The 19,719-nt window shown below is 42.0% G+C and carries 23 protein-coding genes; 14 read left to right on the forward strand and 9 right to left on the reverse strand.

The window, feature by feature from the left end; translation table 11 throughout:
- The first annotated feature begins 70 nt into the window (after positions 1-70).
- The 11 genes from R7093_RS11750 to R7093_RS11800 all read left to right on the forward strand — a co-directional run bounded on the left by R7093_RS11750 (position 71) and on the right by R7093_RS11800 (position 11,098).
- Positions 71-292, forward strand: coding sequence for a hypothetical protein (locus tag R7093_RS11750; protein WP_005535462.1), 222 nt, complete (start codon positions 71-73; stop codon positions 290-292).
- A 68-nt stretch (positions 293-360) separates the two neighbouring features.
- Complete coding sequence (locus R7093_RS11755) at positions 361-1,041, forward strand: YjbF family lipoprotein (RefSeq protein ID WP_318146669.1); 681 nt, start codon at positions 361-363, stop codon at positions 1,039-1,041.
- Entirely contained in the window at positions 1,038-1,793 is a 756-nt protein-coding gene (locus R7093_RS11760) for a capsule biosynthesis GfcC family protein (RefSeq protein WP_054574201.1), read from the forward strand. The genes R7093_RS11755 and R7093_RS11760 overlap by 4 nt, the downstream gene beginning before the upstream one ends.
- Positions 1,793-3,988 carry a YjbH domain-containing protein gene (locus tag R7093_RS11765; RefSeq protein ID WP_085569714.1) on the forward strand — a complete coding sequence of 732 codons (2,196 nt, stop codon included), beginning with the start codon at positions 1,793-1,795 and terminating at the stop codon, positions 3,986-3,988. Before R7093_RS11760 ends, R7093_RS11765 begins: the two co-directional genes overlap by 1 nt.
- A 148-nt stretch (positions 3,989-4,136) precedes the next feature.
- Positions 4,137-5,078, forward strand: a complete 942-nt coding sequence (rfaD, locus tag R7093_RS11770; protein ID WP_054574199.1) for an ADP-glyceromanno-heptose 6-epimerase — start codon at positions 4,137-4,139, stop codon at positions 5,076-5,078.
- A 126-nt stretch (positions 5,079-5,204) separates the two neighbouring features.
- Positions 5,205-6,194: a lauroyl-Kdo(2)-lipid IV(A) myristoyltransferase gene (lpxM, locus tag R7093_RS11775; RefSeq protein WP_005384797.1), complete on the forward strand. Its 990-nt coding sequence runs from the start codon at positions 5,205-5,207 to the stop codon at positions 6,192-6,194.
- Positions 6,191-7,249 carry a lipopolysaccharide heptosyltransferase II gene (gene waaF / locus R7093_RS11780; protein ID WP_054574198.1) on the forward strand — a complete coding sequence of 353 codons (1,059 nt, stop codon included), beginning with the start codon at positions 6,191-6,193 and terminating at the stop codon, positions 7,247-7,249. The genes lpxM and waaF overlap by 4 nt, the downstream gene beginning before the upstream one ends.
- Positions 7,243-8,514 carry a lipid IV(A) 3-deoxy-D-manno-octulosonic acid transferase gene (gene waaA / locus R7093_RS11785; RefSeq protein ID WP_318146670.1) on the forward strand — a complete coding sequence of 424 codons (1,272 nt, stop codon included), beginning with the start codon at positions 7,243-7,245 and terminating at the stop codon, positions 8,512-8,514. Before waaF ends, waaA begins: the two co-directional genes overlap by 7 nt.
- Positions 8,511-9,236 carry a glycosyltransferase family 25 protein gene (locus R7093_RS11790; RefSeq protein ID WP_005384794.1) on the forward strand — a complete coding sequence of 242 codons (726 nt, stop codon included), beginning with the start codon at positions 8,511-8,513 and terminating at the stop codon, positions 9,234-9,236. Before waaA ends, R7093_RS11790 begins: the two co-directional genes overlap by 4 nt.
- Positions 9,233-10,114 carry a glycosyltransferase family 2 protein gene (locus R7093_RS11795; RefSeq protein WP_047103797.1) on the forward strand — a complete coding sequence of 294 codons (882 nt, stop codon included), beginning with the start codon at positions 9,233-9,235 and terminating at the stop codon, positions 10,112-10,114. Before R7093_RS11790 ends, R7093_RS11795 begins: the two co-directional genes overlap by 4 nt.
- Positions 10,115-10,141: 27 nt before the next feature.
- The gene (locus R7093_RS11800) at positions 10,142-11,098 is read left to right on the forward strand and encodes a polysaccharide pyruvyl transferase family protein (RefSeq protein ID WP_047103795.1); all 957 of its coding nucleotides are present in this window, start codon (positions 10,142-10,144) and stop codon (positions 11,096-11,098) included.
- Between the two features lie 45 nt (positions 11,099-11,143).
- Here R7093_RS11800 and R7093_RS11805 read toward each other — a convergent pair whose 3' ends face one another.
- Positions 11,144-11,863 carry a 3-deoxy-D-manno-octulosonic acid kinase gene (locus R7093_RS11805; RefSeq protein ID WP_047103793.1) on the reverse strand — a complete coding sequence of 240 codons (720 nt, stop codon included), beginning with the start codon at positions 11,861-11,863 and terminating at the stop codon, positions 11,144-11,146.
- A gap of 11 nt (positions 11,864-11,874) precedes the next feature.
- On the reverse strand, positions 11,875-12,282 hold the full coding sequence (locus tag R7093_RS11810) for a diacylglycerol kinase (RefSeq protein WP_005395798.1): 408 nt from the start codon (positions 12,280-12,282) through the stop codon (positions 11,875-11,877).
- A 107-nt stretch (positions 12,283-12,389) separates the two neighbouring features.
- Here R7093_RS11810 and R7093_RS11815 point away from each other — a divergent pair, with 107 nt between their 5' ends.
- Genes R7093_RS11815 through R7093_RS11825 form a run of 3 tightly spaced genes read left to right on the forward strand, consistent with a single transcriptional unit; the run spans position 12,390 to position 15,033 of the window.
- A complete protein-coding gene (locus tag R7093_RS11815) occupies positions 12,390-13,445 on the forward strand; it encodes a glycosyltransferase family 9 protein (protein WP_005384789.1) in 1,056 nt (351 codons plus the stop codon).
- A gap of 35 nt (positions 13,446-13,480) precedes the next feature.
- The gene (locus R7093_RS11820; protein WP_047103887.1) at positions 13,481-14,248 is read left to right on the forward strand and encodes a glycosyltransferase family 2 protein; all 768 of its coding nucleotides are present in this window, start codon (positions 13,481-13,483) and stop codon (positions 14,246-14,248) included.
- Positions 14,245-15,033, forward strand: coding sequence for a glycosyltransferase family 2 protein (locus R7093_RS11825; protein WP_047103790.1), 789 nt, complete (start codon positions 14,245-14,247; stop codon positions 15,031-15,033). Before R7093_RS11820 ends, R7093_RS11825 begins: the two co-directional genes overlap by 4 nt.
- A 31-nt stretch (positions 15,034-15,064) precedes the next feature.
- Here the strand turns inward: R7093_RS11825 and R7093_RS11830 are convergent, their stop codons facing one another.
- The 7 genes from R7093_RS11830 to radC form a co-directional block, all read right to left on the reverse strand.
- Complete coding sequence (locus R7093_RS11830; protein WP_047103787.1) at positions 15,065-16,000, reverse strand: glycosyl transferase family 90; 936 nt, start codon at positions 15,998-16,000, stop codon at positions 15,065-15,067.
- Positions 15,987-16,469, reverse strand: coding sequence for a pantetheine-phosphate adenylyltransferase (gene coaD, locus R7093_RS11835; protein WP_005379411.1), 483 nt, complete (start codon positions 16,467-16,469; stop codon positions 15,987-15,989). Before coaD ends, R7093_RS11830 begins: the two co-directional genes overlap by 14 nt.
- Positions 16,470-16,555: 86 nt before the next feature.
- Complete coding sequence (mutM, locus tag R7093_RS11840; protein ID WP_047103785.1) at positions 16,556-17,365, reverse strand: bifunctional DNA-formamidopyrimidine glycosylase/DNA-(apurinic or apyrimidinic site) lyase; 810 nt, start codon at positions 17,363-17,365, stop codon at positions 16,556-16,558.
- 102 nt (positions 17,366-17,467) lie between these two features.
- The gene (locus R7093_RS11845) at positions 17,468-17,944 is read right to left on the reverse strand and encodes a hypothetical protein (RefSeq protein ID WP_047103885.1); all 477 of its coding nucleotides are present in this window, start codon (positions 17,942-17,944) and stop codon (positions 17,468-17,470) included.
- A 272-nt stretch (positions 17,945-18,216) separates the two neighbouring features.
- Complete coding sequence (rpmG, locus tag R7093_RS11850) at positions 18,217-18,387, reverse strand: 50S ribosomal protein L33 (RefSeq protein WP_004410866.1); 171 nt, start codon at positions 18,385-18,387, stop codon at positions 18,217-18,219.
- A 13-nt stretch (positions 18,388-18,400) separates the two neighbouring features.
- Positions 18,401-18,637 carry a 50S ribosomal protein L28 gene (rpmB, locus tag R7093_RS11855; RefSeq protein WP_005384783.1) on the reverse strand — a complete coding sequence of 79 codons (237 nt, stop codon included), beginning with the start codon at positions 18,635-18,637 and terminating at the stop codon, positions 18,401-18,403.
- Positions 18,638-18,939: 302 nt separating this feature from the next.
- Positions 18,940-19,614: a RadC family protein gene (gene radC / locus R7093_RS11860; RefSeq protein ID WP_017820707.1), complete on the reverse strand. Its 675-nt coding sequence runs from the start codon at positions 19,612-19,614 to the stop codon at positions 18,940-18,942.
- Positions 19,615-19,719: the final 105 nt, after the last annotated feature.

A 19,719-nucleotide genomic window follows, 5' to 3' on the forward strand; every position in this document is an offset into this window, starting at 1 on the left:
AATATAATTTGGAGCATTTTTTATGCTACCAAACATCGATGTTTTTATACCGGATATACAAGGATTAATAATGAAGAATACAGCTCTAGCTATTCTTATGGCTCTAAGCGCATCAACTGCATTTGCAGCAGAAGAAGCAGGTTCAGCAGGCGCAGCTTCTGCATCTGCAACAGGCACAACAGCTGTAGCAGTAGGTGCGGCAGCAGCAGTAACTGTAGTAGCAGTTGCAGCGTCAGATAGCGATTCAACATCTACTTCAACATCTACTTCTACTTCTACTTCTACTAACTAATTTCGTTTTGTAGACAGAAGATAATCGCCCTGAATGATTCAGGGCGATTTTATTTGCAAGAGGGATCAATGAACATCTTCAGAACGTCCAAATGGATACAACCACTCCTCACTCTTCCGCTACTAGGTTTGCTCTTTGGCTGCACACAGAAATTCAATGATGTTTCAGCAACCGTCCAAGAAGCTTACGGTAACTACATCGATGTAGAGATGACCCCAGAAGAAATAAATGCCGTTCCTTATGCCAGTGCCTATTTGAGACTTGGGAATCAAAAACAGGTCTTTGTTGTTTTAGCTTTTGCAGAGAAAAACCCTCTCAATGGAAAAACACAACTAAAATGGGTAAGTGCTGACAAAGCTATGATCGTTACGGAGAATGGGCATATCGTCAAAACGATAGGTCTACAGAATGGGGACTTAGCGGGTGTTTATGGTGATGTGCCAGATTTTTCTTCTGATTCAGCCTCTGTCAACTACGCACTCTCATACGATTGGGCAACACAATACCGTTATGGTTTCCCAGCAAATATAACGCGTTCTTACTCAGGCCAAGAAACGTTAACAACTCCTATTTCCAGTACCATGACCAACGTATATAAAGAAGCCGTTGATTTTAGTAGCCTTTCTCAATCGGTCGAAAACTATTATTGGATAGATGAGCAAGGTCAGGTTATCAAAACCTTACAATACTTAGGTCCGAATATGATTCCGGTTGAGTTAACCATTTTGAAGGGATATAGCAAATCATGAGCAAGCGACTACTAACGTTACTAGGTTTGGTCATGCCACTTTTGAGCATACATAGCTTCGCTCAAACAGAAACCTCTACTATACAGCAATTAAATGTTGAGTTACTGGAAGTAGGCAAACAGCTACAATTCCAGGGGCCTGCTCGTTTAGAAAGCGTCTTAACACTTGCTAAAGAGCAAAGCGTCTCACTGCAATATTCTCTTGGTACAACTTTGTTTGATAAATCGGAACGCGCCGAAAAAAACGCTACCGCTTTAAAGAACTCAGTACTCAATCAAATGATTCAACACAACTTGGTTGCACATCCATTCTACAAATTCATTCAGAAGCAAAGCTTTGCACCACGCTTACTGTCTGCGATCGATGTTGATAAAGTTCGACTAAATAAATTCGACAACCCACTGTTGCGCGGCAATTACGTGCTCGCAAGCCCTCTGCGCGAAGAAAAAGTGTACTTCCTGGGAAACGTAAATAGCGTGTATTCCATTACGGAGCAGGCAGGCATCCCTTTGCAGAGGCAAATAGAGAATTTGAAAAGTAACATTGGTACGTTATCAACACCACCAGTGTTGATCTACCCAGATGGTCATGTAGTTAAGCCGCATCACGGAGCCTGGTTAACAACACAATATTACTTACCACCTCTGACCTTGGTATATGTACCTTTTGGTGATCTTGAACGGTCTGAAATGGATCAAGATATTATCCTCCTACTCACTCAACTGATACCAAATGCTACAAAGAGACCGTAATGATGCCAATTAGAAAAAGCTTAACCCTTTATTTAATGGGCCCAGCATTGGTTTGGGCTCAAGAGATGCCGTTTGAGGCTCCTCCTTTACGACCATCCCAAACAGACTTCGGTGGCGTTGGTTTAATGCAAATGCCAACCGGACGTATGGCCCCTGAAGGGGAATTCAACTTTTCTGTTACAGGGAGTGATGAGTACCTCTTTTACAATGCTACGGTACAGGTAATGCCCTGGGCTGAAGCGACTATTAGATATACAATTGTCGATGGACTTCCATACTGTACTGATCCACGATTTTGTGGGGATAACGAATACACAGATAAAGGTATTGATTTTAAATTTAGGCTTCTAGAAGAAAGTCAATATGTACCTGAAGTGTCCTTTGGTGTTAGAGATTTTGCAGGTACTGGCCTTTTTGACTCTGAGTATTTTGCAGCAACCAAACAGTACGCCAACAGAAGTTTAGGGACATTTGATTTTACGATCGGTATAGGTTGGGGCTCTTTAGGTACTAGAGGAAACATTACCAATCCAGCATGTAAAATCTCTGATCGATTTTGTTCTCGTCCAGGTGATTATCAACTAACAGGTGGCACAACAAACACTGACCGTTTTTTCAAAGGCCCGGCAGCCCTCTTTGGGGGTATTGAATATCAGACTTTACATGCACCGCTACGCTTTAAAATAGAGTATGACAGTAATGACTACAGCGAAGACTTTCCTGTTGTTCAAGGCGGTATCGACATGACACCACACACACCATGGAACTTTGGTGTGCTCTACCGTCTAGGAATGGCCGATTTTCGTTTAAGTTATGAACGCGGAGACACTTTGGTCGCAGGTTTAACGCTCAACACTAACTTCAATGACATGCCATCATTCTGGCGAGATGAGCCTACACCAGAAGTCGAAGATAACCAACCAGAAGAACTGTCTGATGTTGACTGGGAACGTGTAACGGAAGATTTAGACAAAATTGCGGGTTACCAAAACACACGCATTTATGTTGATGACAACACCGTAACTGTCGTTGGTGAACAGAAGAAATATCGTGACCGTACAGAGGCACATGAAAAAGCGGCGGCTGTACTTCATAATGAAATGCCTGACGATATTGATACCTATGCTATCAACGAACGTAGCCGAGGCTTAGTCGGCGAACAAACGATTATTTCCAAGGAGAAATATCGCGACTTTGCCCAAGTTAATTACATCAATCCCAAAATAGAAGACGCAACCGAAAAAGCTAGCAATAAGCCAAGTGGAGAATCTGTCTATGATGGTTTTGAGCGTTTTGATTGGGGCTTTGCACCTAAACTTGTTCAAACTCTAGGTAACGCAGAAGACTTCTATCTCTTTAGTGTAGGGCTAAGCGGTAATGCCTCATACTGGCTGACGGACAATCTTGAAATTGGCGGTTCGTTATACTGGGATTGGTATAACAACTACGATAAGTTTAATTATGTCACTCCACCCGATGGTACTACCGTTCCCCGGGTTCGCACCATGTTCCGTGCTTACCAAAATGAACACGCTGTGACCATGTCAAACCTACAGTTGACTTGGTTCCAAGAGTATTCCGATACCATGGATCAACAATTCTACGCGGGTTATCTGGAGAGCATGTTTGCTGGAGTCGGTACCGAGTTTCTTTACCGTCCACAAGGAGCTAACTGGGCGATTGGCGCTGACGTCAACGTAATTTCTCAACGTGATCCACAAAGTTACTTCGGTGTTTACGATGAGAAATGGCAAAACGTGCCAGAATATGGACGTCCGTTCCAAGTTATTGATAAAGGCTTCACTGGTTTTGTATCTGGTTACTACTACCCTCAATGGGAATTCCTACAAGATTTGATGATCCAAGTCGATGTTGGTCAGTTCCTAGCCGGTGATGTTGGTACACAAATCAATGTTTCTAAGCAGTTCAAGAGTGGCGTAATTGCTGGTGCCTTTGCGTCATTTACAGACTTGTCTGCGGATGAATTTGGTGAAGGTAGCTTTACCAAAGGTTTCTACTTGTCGATTCCATTTGACATCATGACCGTTAAGCCAAGCAACAATCGTGCGAACTTTAGTTGGCAGCCTCTTACTCGTGACGGAGGACAGAAACTCGGACGTAAATACAGCTTGATTGAGTTGACCGACGAGCGAAATCCTTGGTATCAAAGGCCTAACCGTTCGGATGTGGAATAATAAAGTAATCAAGGGAGCTGCGGCTCCCTTTTTCATATCTAGATACTGAGTCATAGAAGACTCAAACCTATCTTCCTGCTTCCAATAGCGCTACTTTTCGTTTCTTGCTAGAATTCCTGAGAAAATTTTAATCTATGGTGGAAGTTCTATGATCATCGTAACTGGTGGCGCTGGCATGATCGGCAGCAACATTGTTAAAGCACTAAACGAAGCTGGTATTAACGATATCCTGGTTGTCGACAACCTAAAAAATGGCAAAAAGTTTAAGAACTTAGTTGATCTGGACATCACAGATTACATGGATCGTGACGACTTTCTGACCCAAATTATGGCGGGCGATGATTTTGGTCCGATTGAGGCAATTTTCCACGAAGGTGCTTGCTCTGCAACGACTGAGTGGGATGGTAAGTACATGATGCTAAACAATTACGAGTACTCTAAAGAGCTGCTGCATTACTGTTTAGATCGCGAGATTCCATTCCTATACGCTTCTTCCGCAGCCACTTACGGTGATACAGAGACTTTCGTTGAAGAACGCGAATACGAAGGCGCACTGAATGTATACGGTTACTCGAAACAGCAGTTTGATAACTACGTTCGTCGCCTATGGCAAGACGCTGAAGAGCATGGTGAGACCCTTTCTCAAATCACCGGCTTCCGCTACTTCAACGTATATGGCCCACGTGAAGACCACAAAGGTAGCATGGCATCAGTTGCGTTCCATCTAAACAACCAACTTAACGCAGGTGAAAATCCTAAATTGTTCGCGGGCAGCGAATCATTCAAACGCGACTTCGTTTACGTTGGTGATGTATGTAAAGTAAACCTGTGGTTCTTAGAAAACGGCGTATCAGGTATTTTTAACTGTGGTACTGGCCGTGCTGAATCTTTTGAAGAGGTAGCAAAAGCAGTTATCAAGTATCATGGCAAAGGCCAAATTGAAACCATCCCATTCCCTGAGCACCTAAAAGGCGCTTACCAAGAATTCACACAAGCGGATCTGACCAAACTGCGCACCGCAGGTTGTGATGTTGAATTCAAGACAGTTGCAGAAGGCGTTGCCGAATACTTGACTATCCAAAACAGTTAAGCGCCACAAGGTGGTAGAACCATAACCTGCCACCTTTACTCAAGTGCAATAGCCTGTATCATTCCTAACTATCTTTTTCTCATTTAAACCACTTCGCCCGCACACGAATAGGTAACTAGACACGCCATGACCATAAAACGTGATGACTTCGACCCTAAAGCATATAACCCTGAGTTTAAGCGCCACTTTCTGTCGCCTAAGTACTGGGGCACGTGGTTAGGTGTTATCTTATTTTTACCGTTATCATTAATGCCACTGGGTTTACAAAAGTGGTTGGCGAAAACCATAGCCAAAAAACTGTCTAAATCCCACAAAGGTCCAGCTCATCGAGCGAGGGTTAACTTTGAGCTGTGTTTTCCGGAAAAATCATTCCAAGAACGTGAAGCTTTGATAGAAAAAACACTCTACACAGCGGCCATGTTCTTTTTTCGCTTCGGGTTACTAAGTTTACGCTCACCAAAATGGCTTCAGAACCGTTGCCAAATTCGCGGCCTAGACATTTTACGACAGCACATTGATAGCAACGAAAATGTAATTTTAATGGTTCCCCACTCTTGGGCTATTGATGTGCCTGCTATCTTGCTCGCTTCAATGGGAATGCCGGTTTCTGCAATGGCGAAGAAACAAAAGAATGATGTTGCTGACTGGCTGATGCACAAGCAAAGAGTTCAATATGGTGGTCGTGTTTATGAACGCTCAGGTGGCATTAAGCCTTTTCTGAAGTCTATTCGAGATGGCTATGTAGGGTATTATCTACCCGACCAAGATCACGGCCCAGAGCATAGTGTGTTTGTAGATTTTTTTGCAACACGTAAAGCAACGCTACCTGGTTTAGGCAAAATTGCGAAACTATCACGCTCAAAAGTACTGCCTCTATTTGCGTCGATGAACACTGAAGATGGTACGTTTGACATTGAGATTTTACCAGCGTTTGAGCTGGATAAAGGCGAAGAGCAAGACGCTCGTACCTGTAATGAAGCCATTGAATATTTTGTCGGTGATAAACCCGAACAATATATGTGGGTACTACAGTTGCTGCACTCTCAAGAAGACGGCAATAACTATTACAATATCTTCAAGCCTAGATATGATACTGATTGGCAAGTAAATAAATGAAAAAGATTTTAATTATTGGCCCTGCGTGGGTCGGCGATATGGTAATGTCGCAATCGTTATATATCGTATTAAAGCAACGCCATCCAGATAGCCAAATTGACGTTATCGCTCCAGGATGGTGTAAACCGATTCTTGAGCGTATGCCAGAAATCCACCAAGCGATTGAAATGCCTATCGGTCATGGTGAGTTTAACTTATTAGGCCGCAGGGAAATTGGTAAATCGATACGTGAAAAGCAATATGACCACGCCTATATATTGCCTAAGTCAGCGAAATCAGCACTGATCCCATGGTTTGCCAACATTCCTCTTCGTACTGGCTGGAAGGGAGAAATGCGCTATGGTTTATTGAACGACTTACGCCCTAACATGAAGTCTTTTCAGTACATGGTAGAGCGCTATGTAGCGTTAGCTTATCCAAAAGCAGAAATGGTGGATTCTAACTCTCTCGGCGGGCTTGAAACCTTGCCTCGCCCACGCCTTGCAATCAACGCGGCAGAGCAACAAGCCACGATCAAAAAGTTCAACTTAGCCCAAGACCAACCAATTATCGGACTGTGCCCAGGAGCAGAGTTTGGTCCCGCCAAAAAATGGCCCGAAACACACTACGCTGAAGTTGCGACGCAAATGGCTCGATCTGGGCATCAAATCTGGTTGTTTGGTTCTCAAAAGGACTTGGAGACTTGTAACAATATTCGCGCACTTGTTCCGACGCAATTCCATGAGCACATTCATGTTCTGGCAGGCCAAACCAGCTTAATTGAAGCAGTCGACTTACTTGCTGCATGTAAGACTGTTGTCGCGAATGACTCAGGCTTAATGCATGTGGCAGCTGCGGTTGGTTGTAATGTTGTTGCCGTGTATGGCTCAACTTCACCGAAGTACACCCCCCCACTCGCAGAAAAAGTGGAGATTGTTCATACCGATATTGATTGTCGCCCTTGTTTCCAGCGTGAATGTCAATACAAACACCTCAAGTGCTTGACAGAACTTTCGCCTAAGCAAGTGCTAGATAGCATCCAAAAATTTGACGCCATTACGATAAGCTCATGTTAGTTCGTATTGTTTATACCTTACTACTCGCCCTAGCGTCACCGCTACTTTTATTTGGTTTGTACAAGAGCAAACCAAATAAGCCTAAGTTCGGCTCTCGCTGGAAAGAGCACTTTGGTATCACTCCCAAGCTAAAAAGCAACGACAAACCTATTTGGATACATGCCGTATCTGTTGGTGAAAGCATAGCAGCAACACCTTTAATTAAAGCCCTTAAGGAACAAAACCCCGAACAATCTATTCTAGTTACAACAACAACAAGTACGGGAGCTGAACAGATTGCTAAGTTGGGTGATTTAATTGAACACCGCTATATGCCAATTGACTTTGGGTTCGCTATCAAAGGTTTTCTTAAAGCAGTGCAGCCAAAACAGATGTTGATCATTGAGACTGAGCTGTGGCCAAACACGCTTCACAATGTTCACAAAGCGGGTATCCCTATAACTGTCGTGAATGCGCGCCTATCTGAAAAATCGTGTCAGAACTACGCCAAAATACAGCGGCTTTTTAACCAGCTTCATCCATGCCTAACTCAAGTACTCTGCCAAACGGATTCAGATGCAGAGCGCTTCGAACGCTTAGGCGTTGAGAAAAAGAAACTATCCGTTACTGGCTCGATTAAGTTCGATATTCAAATATCAGAGCAAGTGAAACAGCAAGGACAGCAGCTTCGAGCCCAACTTGGAAACGATCGTCCGATTTGGATTGCAGCTAGCACCCACAAAGGCGAGGACGAACAGGTATTAGATGCACATAGGCAAGTTTTAAAATCTCATCCAAATGCATTACTTATTTTAGTTCCTCGCCATCCAGAACGATTTGATGATGTGTTTACGCTTTGCCAACAGCAAGGCTTTAACACTGTGCGTCGTACTTCAACGCATGCAGTCGAGATAAATACTCAAGTATATCTCGGTGATACTATGGGTGAGATGCTAACTTTGATAGGCGCAGCGGATATCTGCTTTATGGGCGGTAGCCTAGTTGGAGATAAAGTCGGTGGGCATAATGTGCTAGAGCCCGCAGCACTGGGAGTACCAGTAATCACGGGACCAAGCTATTACAACTTCCAAGATCTGGTTGTTAAGATGCTTCATAAGAAAGTTATCAAACTGATTGAGTCACCTAACGATATGAGTCTAAAGGTTGAAGCTATGTTTCAAGGTGCGTTAGCAAAAAGTATCGTTCAAGAAAACCTCCTTAGCTTTGTCAAAGATAATGTTGGTGCGCTAACTAAGACAATTAGATGTATTGAGAGTATAAAATGAAAGTTTTTGTTATTAACATGAAACGCTCAGTTGATAGAAGAGTTCGTATGGAAAATGCACTCAACAAAGCCAACATACCATTCGAATTTATAGAAGCGATAGATTCCTCTGCGCCAAACTTTCTATACTCTGAACGTAGCAATGATGATCTTACTCGAAAACGATTTGGCTATAGGCTAGTTGAGAACGAAATTGCTTGCTTCTCTAGTCACCACCTAGCCTGGGAAAAGTGCTTGGAGCTAAACGAACCAATACTGGTTCTAGAAGATAACTGCGACTTATTACCTGAGTTTTTTGACGTGTTTTCACATTTCGACACATTAGCGGAACAATACGACTTTCTAAAACTTGCTGCAACCAAGCCTAAATCATTTAAAGTCATATCTTCAGTTAATAACAAACTTAATATTGTACGCTTCAACAAACGCACATGCGGCATTATGGGATATATTCTAACTCCACATGCTGCTTCGAAATTCATAAAAAACGCAACTCAGTTTATAGAACCTGTAGATGACTACATGGAAAAACCGTATAAACATGGTGTATCCACGTATGTTTTAAGACCAGATATTGTCAAAAGAGCCGATATTCCCTCAACAATAGGCAGTTCTCGAAAAGATAAATCTGGTATCACCTCATGGAATAAGCTCTATATAGAAATATTTAGGTTATACGAGCAACTTTCTGATTTTCTATATAACCTTGAGAATAAAAAATGAGTAATAACAATCCATTAGTCAGTATTATAGTTCCTATATATAATGTAGAAGAGTATTTACCTGAATGTCTAGATTCTGCTGTACAACAAACATATAGAAATATAGAAATAATTGCTATTATTGATGGCTCTCAAGACAATAGCATAAACATTGCTAAGCAATATCGAGATGAGGATCCTCGAATAAAAGTCATAGAGCAAACTAACCAAGGGCTATCAGCAGCGAGGAATACAGGGATAAAAAACTCTCGTGGAGATTTTTTGTTTTTTCTAGACTCAGACGACTGGTTAGAAAAAGATGCAATTGAGAAATTATTGTTGCATTCTACTGGATACGATATTGTTTCAGGAAGAGTAACTAAGTTTTATCAAGAAGATAAAAGATATGAAGACTATCGAAAGAGAAGAATTATAGGGAAATTAGATTTGGACAAAAAATTTTTCTCCTTAGAGTTCGTAGTTTGGAATAAATTATATCGAAAAGAAGTGCTTGACAATATATGGTTCGTACCCGGATTAATTCATGAGGATGAAGAGTTTTATTGGCAGGTATTTACTAAAAAATTAAGAATATACTCTATCTGTGACAATGTCATATTTTACAGAATTAGACAAAATTCTATAATGAATAGTAAAGTTAATGATGTTAATTACCAAAATAATTTTGTGAAAATCATTGACTCTGCATATTCTACTATGAAAGGCAGTAACAAACTTAAGTATAGTTTTTACAAAACAGCTATTAAATATTTAAGAAAGCTAAAAAATGAATCAATACCATATGAAAAATATGAAAAACATATAAAGTCAATGTACAACATTAGTGATTCATTTTTATTCAGAATAAAAATGAAAATATACAAAGTATTTAGTGGTTAATTATCGTTTCATATAGCCGGAGGAGCTATGAGTAGAAGTAGAAGAGAAAACAAGTGGCTTGAGATTATGGATAGCGCAAAATCTCAGCATAACCTTATTGCATCTCTGATAAACGGAAAGTCCATTGCTTATATAGACATACCGATACATTTTAATGTTGGAGATCTTCTTATATACCTTGGAACGGAAGAATTTTTTAAAGAACATGATATTAACGTTATATATCGTAGTGGTTGTGAAAATTTAGATTTTAAGAAGATTAAAGAAGCTGATGTCATAGTTTTACACGGTGGCGGTAACTTTGGAGATCTTTATAAAGTTCACCAAAATCTAAGAGAAAATATCATATCTAAATTCCCTACTAAAAGAATTATATGTCTTCCACAAACAATATTTTTTGAAGATATATCAAATGAGGAGTCTAGCGCCAAAATTTTTTCTAAACATAAAGATTTCCACTTTATTACTCGCGATGAAAGAAGTTACGAAATATCGAAAAAATTCACAAATAACTATCACTTGCTTCCTGATATGGCTCATAGTCTTCATCCGATGATCGAAAAAGAAGAACTTTGTGATGAACTTCCTCAACAACGACGAATTTTAAATCTGATTAGAAAGGATATTGAGTCACAAAATAATGACTTGAGACTACAAAAAAAAGGGTTTGACTGGGATGATCTTATTTCAATATCAGATATTAATATCAAGAAAAAGTATTCATCGCTAGAAAAGTGGAAATTTAAACAAAAGAAAGCTAATGACCTTTGGTATAGACTATCAAAAGAGATAGTCTTTCGTTCAGAGAATTACTTTCATATGCATAATGAAGTTCATACTGATAGACTACACGGACTGATTTTTTCATGCTTATTAGGAAAGAATATACATCTCTTTGATAATTCCTATGGTAAAAACACCTCTTATTACAATAAGTGGCTTTTTGGCCTCCCTAATATAACTGTTAATTCTAATAGTAAATAGAATTAAGGAGTATAGTTAATTACTTAATCAACTATACTCCTACATTTAATTTTTATCAGAATATATATCATAGTGTTCTTTCAAAAATTTAAAATCCTTCTCGTTCCAATTAATACTCTTACGAGAAAGCTCTTTATTAAATGAACGCAGAAGTCTATTTAGATTTTGATGCTTCCAGTCACCAGAAGTTTCAAAGCGACACTTATCAAAATCGATAATCCATACCTTATCTTTGTCGTCGATCAAGATATTGTGGATATTCAAATCAGTATGGTTAACGCCAACCTGATGCATCTTGGCAATTTCTTGCCCTATTTTCTGATACATTTCTACCGATAAAGACTGTTCTTGCAAGATACTAACCAGATCTCTGGCGTTTGGGATTCGCTCACTTAATAAATCAGCTTGATAGAAGAGTCCTGACTTTACGGCTCTTGCTGCAATAGGACGAGGAACGTGCACCCCAGCCTCAATTAGCGCCAACAAAAGCTGAAACTCTTGCGCACAACGGGTGTTATCCCAGCCAGAGAACCAATAATGATCGTTAACTAACTTCCCAAACAAACCGCCACGACGGTAATGACGTAGTGCCGCTTGCATGTTCTCTAGTTGGATAAACCATGTCGTGCCTCGCCCTGTCGCACTGCCAACCACCTTGTCGGAGGACTGCCAGTATTCCTCATCAAATATCGGTTGGCTAGGGTCTGTAATGATCTCGTCATCAAACCAGATCACTTGGTTGTTGTTTTTATACTGTCGAGTCATACGCTCACCCTCTAGCCTAAATACCGGCTGGCTAATATATACAACCAAGTAAATGCGGCAAACGCCAAAGCAACCATAACGGCAGCAGAGCCTATATCTTTAGCTCGACCACTGAGTTCATGCCGTTCAATACCGATACGATCAACCACTGCCTCAATCGCTGAGTTTACAAGCTCTACAATCAAAACTAATACCACGACCCCGATCATTAAGATACGCTCAACCATGCCGACATCCACTAGCCAAGCCAAAATCACAGCAATACTCAACAGAGCCAACTCTTGTCGAATGGCAGCTTCATGCTTAAAAGCCGCTTTTAATCCTTGGATCGAATAACCCGTCGCTTTAACGATGCGCTTTAGCCCGGTGTTACCCGGCTTGCCAGATTCTTGCGATTGATGTGGTGTTGTCTTTGACATTGCAGAACACTTATCAGTACTTAGCTATATTCGAGCCGTGTATTTTACATTTATTGGGGATGTCTGCATAATTTACCTGCCTCTATTCATCGAATCAGACAATAATTATGTTCACTTCTGCCCCATCGTCACTATGCGTCTTGCGTTTGTCCGCTATCGGAGACGTTTGCAATACTATCGCCACCATTCAAGCTATTCAGAAACACTGGCCTTCGACCCAGATTACTTGGATAACGGGTAAACTTGAAGCCCAGTTATTAGCCGCCATCGATGGTGTAGAAGTGATTGTTTTTGATAAAAAAGCGGGACTTGATGGCTACAAATCACTTTGGCGACAGCTGAAAGGCAGAGAGTTTGATGCGCTATTGCATATGCAGTACGCGATTCGAGCGAGTGTCGCAACGTTGGGCATTAAAGCAAAATACAAACTTGGTTTCTCTTCTGATAGAAGCCAGGACTTTCAAACACTATTTACCAATGTCAAAGTGCCTTCCCCGCAATCTCTGCATGTCGCAGATGGCTTAATGGCCTTTGCCCATCAAATTGGGGTACCAAAGGCAGGACTAGACTGGGTACTTTCTTATTCAGACCACGACCAAGCTTGGGCAGAGTCTCATATTTCTCGTAGTAAACCTAACCTGCTGATTGTGCCTGGTGCGAGCAAAGCTTATAAAAACTGGAACGCGGAAGGTTATGTGGATGTGATTCATCACGCCAGAGCAAAAGGCTGGAACGTGATTCTGGCAGGCAGCCCTGCTCAGGTAGAATTGGATCTGGCAGAGGCCATTCAATCTCGCTTGGAAGAACCGTGTCTAAATTTAGTTGGACAAAGTTCAATTCTGCAAATGCTTGCGTTAATAGATAAGGTTGAAATGGTCATCGCCCCCGATACCGGACCAGCACACATGGCGAATGCAATGAAAACACCAATCATCGGGCTCTATGCACACCATAATCCGCTGCGAGTGGGACCTTACCGTTATCTAAAATACGTTGTCTCAGTGTATGAAGAAACGATCTTTGCGGAAACAGGTAAAAACAGTCACGAGTTAAGCTGGCGAACTCGCGCTAAAGATGAAACGGCAATGAACCGCATTACCAGCACTCAAGTAATGAGCATGTTCGATCAAGTCTTAGAAGATTTGTATCCTCAATACCAGTAAACTTACTGTCTTGATTTGTTAAGAAGGAAATGACCTTGTCCAAACCAACCTTAGCCGTTGCCTTAATTGTAAAAAATGAAGAGAAGCACTTACAAGCTTGTCTAGACACAGTAAAAGATTGGGTCGATGAGATTGTCCTTCTAGACTCGGGCAGCACCGATCGCACCGAAGAAATCGCCCGACAATACACAGATAAGTTTTACACCAATCTAGATTGGCCAGGATTCGGTAAACAGCGCCAACTGGCGCAGCAATACGTTACGGCAGACTACGTTTTGTGGCTTGATGCGGACGAACAAGTCACTCCAGAGCTAAAAGAAAGTATCTTACACGCGGTATCAGCCAATAAGCCGAACGTTTTATACAAACTTAATCGACTAAGCTCAGCGTTTGGTAAGTTCATCTACCATTCTGGTTGGTCTCCAGACTGGATTGTGCGCTTATATCGCACCGAATATACACAATATAATGATTCGCTCGTTCATGAAAAAGTTGATGAGAAAAACTATCAAACTGAAAAACTGGATGGTCGACTGCATCACTACACTTACGAGCACCTGCATCATTACATCAATAAAACCACTGGCTACCTCAAGGCCTGGACAGATGAACGGGAAGGTAAAAAGAAAGCGGGGTTAACGACCGCTATCGTTCACGCTCTTGCGAGCTTTTTGAAGATGTATGTGCTCAAACGAGGTTTCCTTGATGGCAAACATGGCTTCATTCTAGCTTGGCTAAGCATGCACTCTACTTTTGTAAAATACATCGATCTCTACTTACGTGAACAGGCAAGAAAATCATGAAAACGACTTTAATTATCACCACTTACAACTGGAAAGAAGCATTAAAAGCGGTGTTAGAAAGCGTGAAACGTCAAACCGTTTTGCCTGACGAAGTCATTGTTGCAGATGATGGCTCTCGAGAAGACACCAAAGCAATGGTTGACCAAATGCGTGAAGGTTTTCCGGTTCCACTGATTCATAGTTGGCACGAGGATAATGGCTTTCAGCTTTCAATGAGCCGCAACCGTGCGATCGCCAAAGCATCAGGTGACTACCTCATCATGATTGATGGCGACATGGTGCTGTCCCAAACGTTTATTGAATCACATAAGCAAGTCGCAAAACCAAATTGGTTTGTGCAGGGTGGACGTGTGTTAACGGATGAAAGCTGCAGCAAGGCCATCATGGAAAACAGCTTAGTGCCTTCCATTTTCAGCAAAGGCATTCGCAATCGTAAAAACTGCATCACCAACGCCTTGCTATCGAAATGGTTCTCTTACGAGCGTAATAACGATAAAGCCACTCGCGGCTGCAACATGGCGTTTTGGCGACAAGATGTCATCGAGGTGAATGGCTTCAACCAAGATTTTGTTGGATGGGGACGCGAAGACAGCGAGTTTGTTCATCGCATGTTGAATGCGGGTAAGTCACGTCTTTACCTAAAATTCGCAGGTGTAGGCTACCACTTGTACCACGTAGAAAACTCTCGTGCGTCACTCGGACAAAATGACGAGATTTTAGAGAACACCATTAAAAACAAGCTTAAACGCTGTGAGAATGGTGTTGATCAATTTCTAGAAGCTTAAGATTATAAAAAAGGGGCGTTTCGCCCCTTTTTTATTGTTGCTGAGATAAAGCGAAGTACTTATCGGCAACCATCAATGAGATCAAACGCTCTTTACGTTTATCTTTGAACTGCTCAACCCACTGGTGCGCATTTTCAATGATCGCTAATGCTTCTTGCTCATTCGCTAGGTAATAATCCATCTTTTCGGGTAAATCCGAATAGTCATCCTTCACTTCAACATAGTGGACGCCTGCCTCTAACTTACCTTCCATAAACCAAGTCTCATATTTTGGCTTTGACATAATAACCAAGGAGTTAGACGACATAGCCCACTTAAGGTTGGTGGCCACATCATTGCCTTCTATACAGAGCAAAAACTTATACTGCAGTTGCTCTTCAATACTCATAAAGCCCTTTTCCCATGGTTTCCCTTCTACCGGGCGGGTCTGGCCAATATTGCATTGCGGATGGTTATAAAACGCATGAATTACCTTTTTACGATGCGGCTGAAAACCCACGCCGCGCCACGCTACCATGTCCTTTTTATCTTGATAGCGAACAGGATCATCAATAAATTTAAAATGACGAACTTGATTAAGTTTCAACACCACTGAATTTTGGTTGTTACCAAAAATAGGGCGGCTTTTTATAAAGCTCGGTACATTGGGGATGTGTGTAACATCGCCGTTGATGTAGTTAAACGCAAAACTGGAAGGGAAATAGCGTACAACTTGGCGAAGATCGAAAAAATACGTCCAGCCTTTCGTTTTTTTGAATGTATCGATGGTCGCGTAACTTTGTTCTCGGCTATCGACTGAAAACGGCATTTCACACTTATTGTAATAGTTCACCCGCTCAAGACAGCGGTGCTGCTCTGCCTCAGTCAGATTCGAAAGTAAACGCTTGGCTTGTGCTCGATATACAAAGCGAGGGATAAGTATCGAGAGAGCGTTTGAGAAATAATAAGGGAACTTACTGTCTTTCATTCAGTTTTTCCCCAATCGCGATGGCTACTGGCTTGGGAACGAATTGTTCGATACTTCCGCCATGAATCGCGACTTCTCTCACGATAGTCGACGATAAAAACGCAAACTCTTCTTCAGGAGTTAAAAATACGCTCTCAATTCCTGGTAATAGCTTTCGGTACATGTTGGTCAGTCCAAACTCGTATTCAAAGTCTACCGTTGTTCGTAAACCTCGAATAAGAACCTTAGCTTTCTCATCTCTCGCGAAATCCACTAATAACCCGGAGAACCCCTTTACCGTCACACCAGGTAAATGCGCTACAACGTCCTGCATCAGTGCAACGCGCTCTTCCAATGAAAACATGGTGTTCTTCGATGGGCTTGCGGCTACGCCAATCACAACCTCATCAAACATTTCGTGAGTACGTTCTATTAGATTGAGGTGACCATTGGTCACTGGATCAAAAGTGCCTGGATAAATGACTTTCATATAATTTACTAAGTTATTCGAAACTGATTGAATTATTGAGGCTCGAACGCAAGATTACAACAACTTAAGCTCGATAATAGCTCGACTTACTTCTGACACTCACTACAAAAGAAGGTATTACGTTGGCCAATCTTTAGCTCTTGAAGTCGTTCGCCGCACTCTGGGCATGGCTCTCCGGCTTTTCCGTAAACCAATAACTCTTGTGCAAAGTAACCCGGCTTTCCATCGGCTTGCGCAAAGTCTTTCAGCGTAGTCCCACCTTGCGTAATGGCAATCTCAAGTGTCATTTTGATATTTTCAACAAGTAACCCCCACTCTTGAGAAGTCAACTTACCTGCGGGCCTTGAAGGGTGAATTCGAGATTTAAACAACGACTCATTCGCGTAGATGTTCCCAACACCAACCACGACTTTGTTGTCCATGATGAACTGCTTGACGGCAACACGCTTATTTTTAGCTTTCTCTACTACATATTCCGCATTGAATTCTTCAGTTAAAGGCTCAGGCCCCATGTTTGCTAGTACAGCATGTGACTCACCAGGAGCACACCACAGCCATGCCCCAAAACGACGCGGATCGTTATAACGCAGTATTTTTCCACTGCTTAGTTTGAGATCCACATGATCGTGCTTTGCTGGCGGAAAGTCGGCGTCTAGAACACGTAAAGACCCCGACATGCCCAAATGAACAATGGCTGTACCTGTGTTTGTCTCGATCAGTAAGTATTTCGCACGACGACTAATCGCACGGATCACCTGCCCTTCCAATTTTTTAAGCTCTGTAGGAATATCCCAGCGCAATTTAGGCGTTCGAAAAGTAAACGACTGGATCGTTTGTCCAACCATGTGGGGGCTAATCCCCATACGGCTGACTTCAACTTCTGGCAACTCAGGCATTAGATTCTCCAATTCACCGGCTAATAGTTCTCGCTGCTAGCATAATCGAAAAGAAAAACGATAAATAGGGAAGCTTATTAGGGGTATAGACGCAAAAAGGCTTTACTCTGGCATAAGGTAGTTTTCATCAACGGAGATAGCTACCCATTTGTCTTGCCAGGTTTTAAATAGCCAAAAATCAGGTAAACGAAAGAAAGTCACCCGCTGCGGCTCTTCGAGATCCTGATACCAGACTTCTACCGTTTCAGGTACCGCTAGGTTAGGTTTTAAATGGTCGTACTGTTCTGAGGTAAGCTCGGTCCCTTCCAATGATTGCCAGCGTGATACAAGCTCACTGATCGGTGCATCAACTTTGATGTTGGATTGCCACCGTCCATCATGCAGCTCAAACTCCCAGCCACTATAGTACAAAGACTCCACCGTATAGTCGGAGCGAAGTACATTTGGGTAAGGGTCTGCTTGGGCTGTTAATAGGTAAGTTTTGATCCACATCGGCGCATTTAAGATCACTATAAACGCGATAATGCCCAGAATAAGAATATTGTTCCATCGGCGGCGACGAGCCGGACTCACACGCATAACCATCTCTACTCTCTTATCGTTATGAGTAAATTACCAAAGAGTATTGAGCTTGACTAGAACAACGGTGTGCAAGTGTGTAGGGAGTGGTGACTAAGCGGCAGAGGCGATCAATCAAAAATTCGAGTATAGAGTCGGACCAGTAGAATAACTTCAGCAGTGCCTTATAACCCGATGACGTACTGAACCTTTTCTTCAGCACTTTTATTCAGGTAATAAAAAACCCAACTCGAAAGTTGGGTTTTTCAATTCATCAAAGAGACTGAAACCAATTATTTGATTTTTGCTTCTTTGTACATAACGTGCTGGCGAACTACTGGATCAAACTTTTTGATCTCAAATTTGCCTGGCATGTTACGCTTGTTCTTATCAGTTGTGTAGAAGTGGCCTGTACCTGCAGAAGATACTAGACGGATTTTCTCACGAACGCCTTTCTTTGCCATTGCTTATTTCCTCTTAAACGTTTTCGCCACGTGCACGCATGTCTGCAAGAACAGTATCAATACCTTTCTTGTCGATGATGCGCATACCTTTAGCAGATAGACGTAGTTTAACAAAACGTTTTTCGCTCTCTACCCAGAAACGATGAGTTTGTAGGTTCGGCAGAAAACGACGCTTAGTAGCATTTCGTGCGTGTGAACGGTTGTTACCCGTTACTGGACGCTTACCAGTTACTTGGCATACTCGTGACATGAATGTCTTCTCCAAAATCGTTTCAGCTCGATATCAACCTTGGTGGCCGAACCTCTCTATCTCTCGAAAAGAAGTTAGAGGTTAAGAACCGCTATGGAAAATCCATACAAGGCTATCAAAGGTCGCGCATTATACTAACTTGATATGCATTGCTCAAGACCCGAACAGATCCTTTTTACAGGTTTTCGTGATCTTTTTTTAGACAGCAGATTTTTTTAGCAGTCCAAGCTGAATTCAGTTAAAAATTTAGTGGCGTGGATGATAGCAGATTTTTAGCAACTAACAACCTAAAAAACGCACAGTTATATCCAGCCTCTTTCAGCAAAAGAGACACTTTCCCCATCTCCGATGACGAAATGGTCCAAAATACGAATATCCACCAATGCTAATGCGTCGATGAGACGCCTTGTAATCCTTCTGTCAGCTTGGCTCGGCTCAGCGACGCCTGAAGGATGATTGTGCGCCAAAATCAAAGCCGCCGCGTTATGATGCAGAGCACGCTTGACGACTTCTCTCGGATACACCGACGCTGCATCCAACGTTCCTTCAAATAAAATTTCATCTTTTATCACTCGGTGCTGGTTATCGAGAAAAAGAATATAAAAAGCCTCTCTTTGCCGATCCCTTAAAATAGAAGACAGATATAACTTAGTTTGGTCGGGACTGGTTAAGGCATCACCACGCTTTAGCGTCTCCGCCAAGTAACGTTGTGTCATTTCTAGTACCGCTTGCAATTGAACATACTTGGCTTGCCCCAATCCTTTGTGACGACAAAACTCTTCTTCTGATGCTGAAAATAGTTGTCTTAGCGAACCAAAGTCTTGAATAAGGAAATCTGCAAGCTCAATCACGTTCATTCCGCGGGTGCCTGTGCGCAAGAAGATGGCCAGTAGCTCAGCATCGGTCAAAGCTTGCGGCCCTCGTTGCAGTAGCTTCTCTCTGGGCATGGACTCATTTGGCAAAGCTTTCAGTATCATCTGATGTCTCTTTATATGGAAAGTGTCCCTATTCCACAAAACAAAAAGCGAAAGTCGAGTATGACTTTCGCTTTCTTCGTACTATCAGTGTTTTCCATGCAACTT

It is taken from the genome of Vibrio sp. 1580 (assembly GCF_033340055.1).

Excerpts from the sequence above, each read along its gene's own strand:
- R7093_RS11830 (WP_047103787.1), bottom strand. The coding sequence starts at position 16,000 with ATGAAAGACAGTAAGTTCCCTTATTATTTCTCAAACGCTCTCTCGATA.
- rfaD (WP_054574199.1), top strand. The coding sequence starts at position 4,137 with ATGATCATCGTAACTGGTGGCGCTGGCATGATCGGCAGCAACATTGTT.
- R7093_RS11795 (WP_047103797.1), top strand. The coding sequence starts at position 9,233 with ATGAGTAATAACAATCCATTAGTCAGTATTATAGTTCCTATATATAAT.
- R7093_RS11825 (WP_047103790.1), top strand. The coding sequence starts at position 14,245 with ATGAAAACGACTTTAATTATCACCACTTACAACTGGAAAGAAGCATTA.
- R7093_RS11815 (WP_005384789.1), top strand. The coding sequence starts at position 12,390 with ATGTTCACTTCTGCCCCATCGTCACTATGCGTCTTGCGTTTGTCCGCT.
- radC (WP_017820707.1), bottom strand. The coding sequence starts at position 19,614 with ATGATACTGAAAGCTTTGCCAAATGAGTCCATGCCCAGAGAGAAGCTA.
- R7093_RS11845 (WP_047103885.1), bottom strand. The coding sequence starts at position 17,944 with ATGCGTGTGAGTCCGGCTCGTCGCCGCCGATGGAACAATATTCTTATT.
- R7093_RS11810 (WP_005395798.1), bottom strand. The coding sequence starts at position 12,282 with ATGTCAAAGACAACACCACATCAATCGCAAGAATCTGGCAAGCCGGGT.
- rpmB (WP_005384783.1), bottom strand. The coding sequence starts at position 18,637 with ATGTCACGAGTATGCCAAGTAACTGGTAAGCGTCCAGTAACGGGTAAC.
- R7093_RS11750 (WP_005535462.1), top strand. The coding sequence starts at position 71 with ATGAAGAATACAGCTCTAGCTATTCTTATGGCTCTAAGCGCATCAACT.
- lpxM (WP_005384797.1), top strand. The coding sequence starts at position 5,205 with ATGACCATAAAACGTGATGACTTCGACCCTAAAGCATATAACCCTGAG.
- R7093_RS11800 (WP_047103795.1), top strand. The coding sequence starts at position 10,142 with ATGAGTAGAAGTAGAAGAGAAAACAAGTGGCTTGAGATTATGGATAGC.
- waaF (WP_054574198.1), top strand. The coding sequence starts at position 6,191 with ATGAAAAAGATTTTAATTATTGGCCCTGCGTGGGTCGGCGATATGGTA.
- coaD (WP_005379411.1), bottom strand. The coding sequence starts at position 16,469 with ATGAAAGTCATTTATCCAGGCACTTTTGATCCAGTGACCAATGGTCAC.
- rpmG (WP_004410866.1), bottom strand. The coding sequence starts at position 18,387 with ATGGCAAAGAAAGGCGTTCGTGAGAAAATCCGTCTAGTATCTTCTGCA.
- R7093_RS11790 (WP_005384794.1), top strand. The coding sequence starts at position 8,511 with ATGAAAGTTTTTGTTATTAACATGAAACGCTCAGTTGATAGAAGAGTT.
- waaA (WP_318146670.1), top strand. The coding sequence starts at position 7,243 with ATGTTAGTTCGTATTGTTTATACCTTACTACTCGCCCTAGCGTCACCG.
- R7093_RS11760 (WP_054574201.1), top strand. The coding sequence starts at position 1,038 with ATGAGCAAGCGACTACTAACGTTACTAGGTTTGGTCATGCCACTTTTG.
- R7093_RS11755 (WP_318146669.1), top strand. The coding sequence starts at position 361 with ATGAACATCTTCAGAACGTCCAAATGGATACAACCACTCCTCACTCTT.
- R7093_RS11765 (WP_085569714.1), top strand. The coding sequence starts at position 1,793 with ATGATGCCAATTAGAAAAAGCTTAACCCTTTATTTAATGGGCCCAGCA.
- mutM (WP_047103785.1), bottom strand. The coding sequence starts at position 17,365 with ATGCCTGAGTTGCCAGAAGTTGAAGTCAGCCGTATGGGGATTAGCCCC.
- R7093_RS11805 (WP_047103793.1), bottom strand. The coding sequence starts at position 11,863 with ATGACTCGACAGTATAAAAACAACAACCAAGTGATCTGGTTTGATGAC.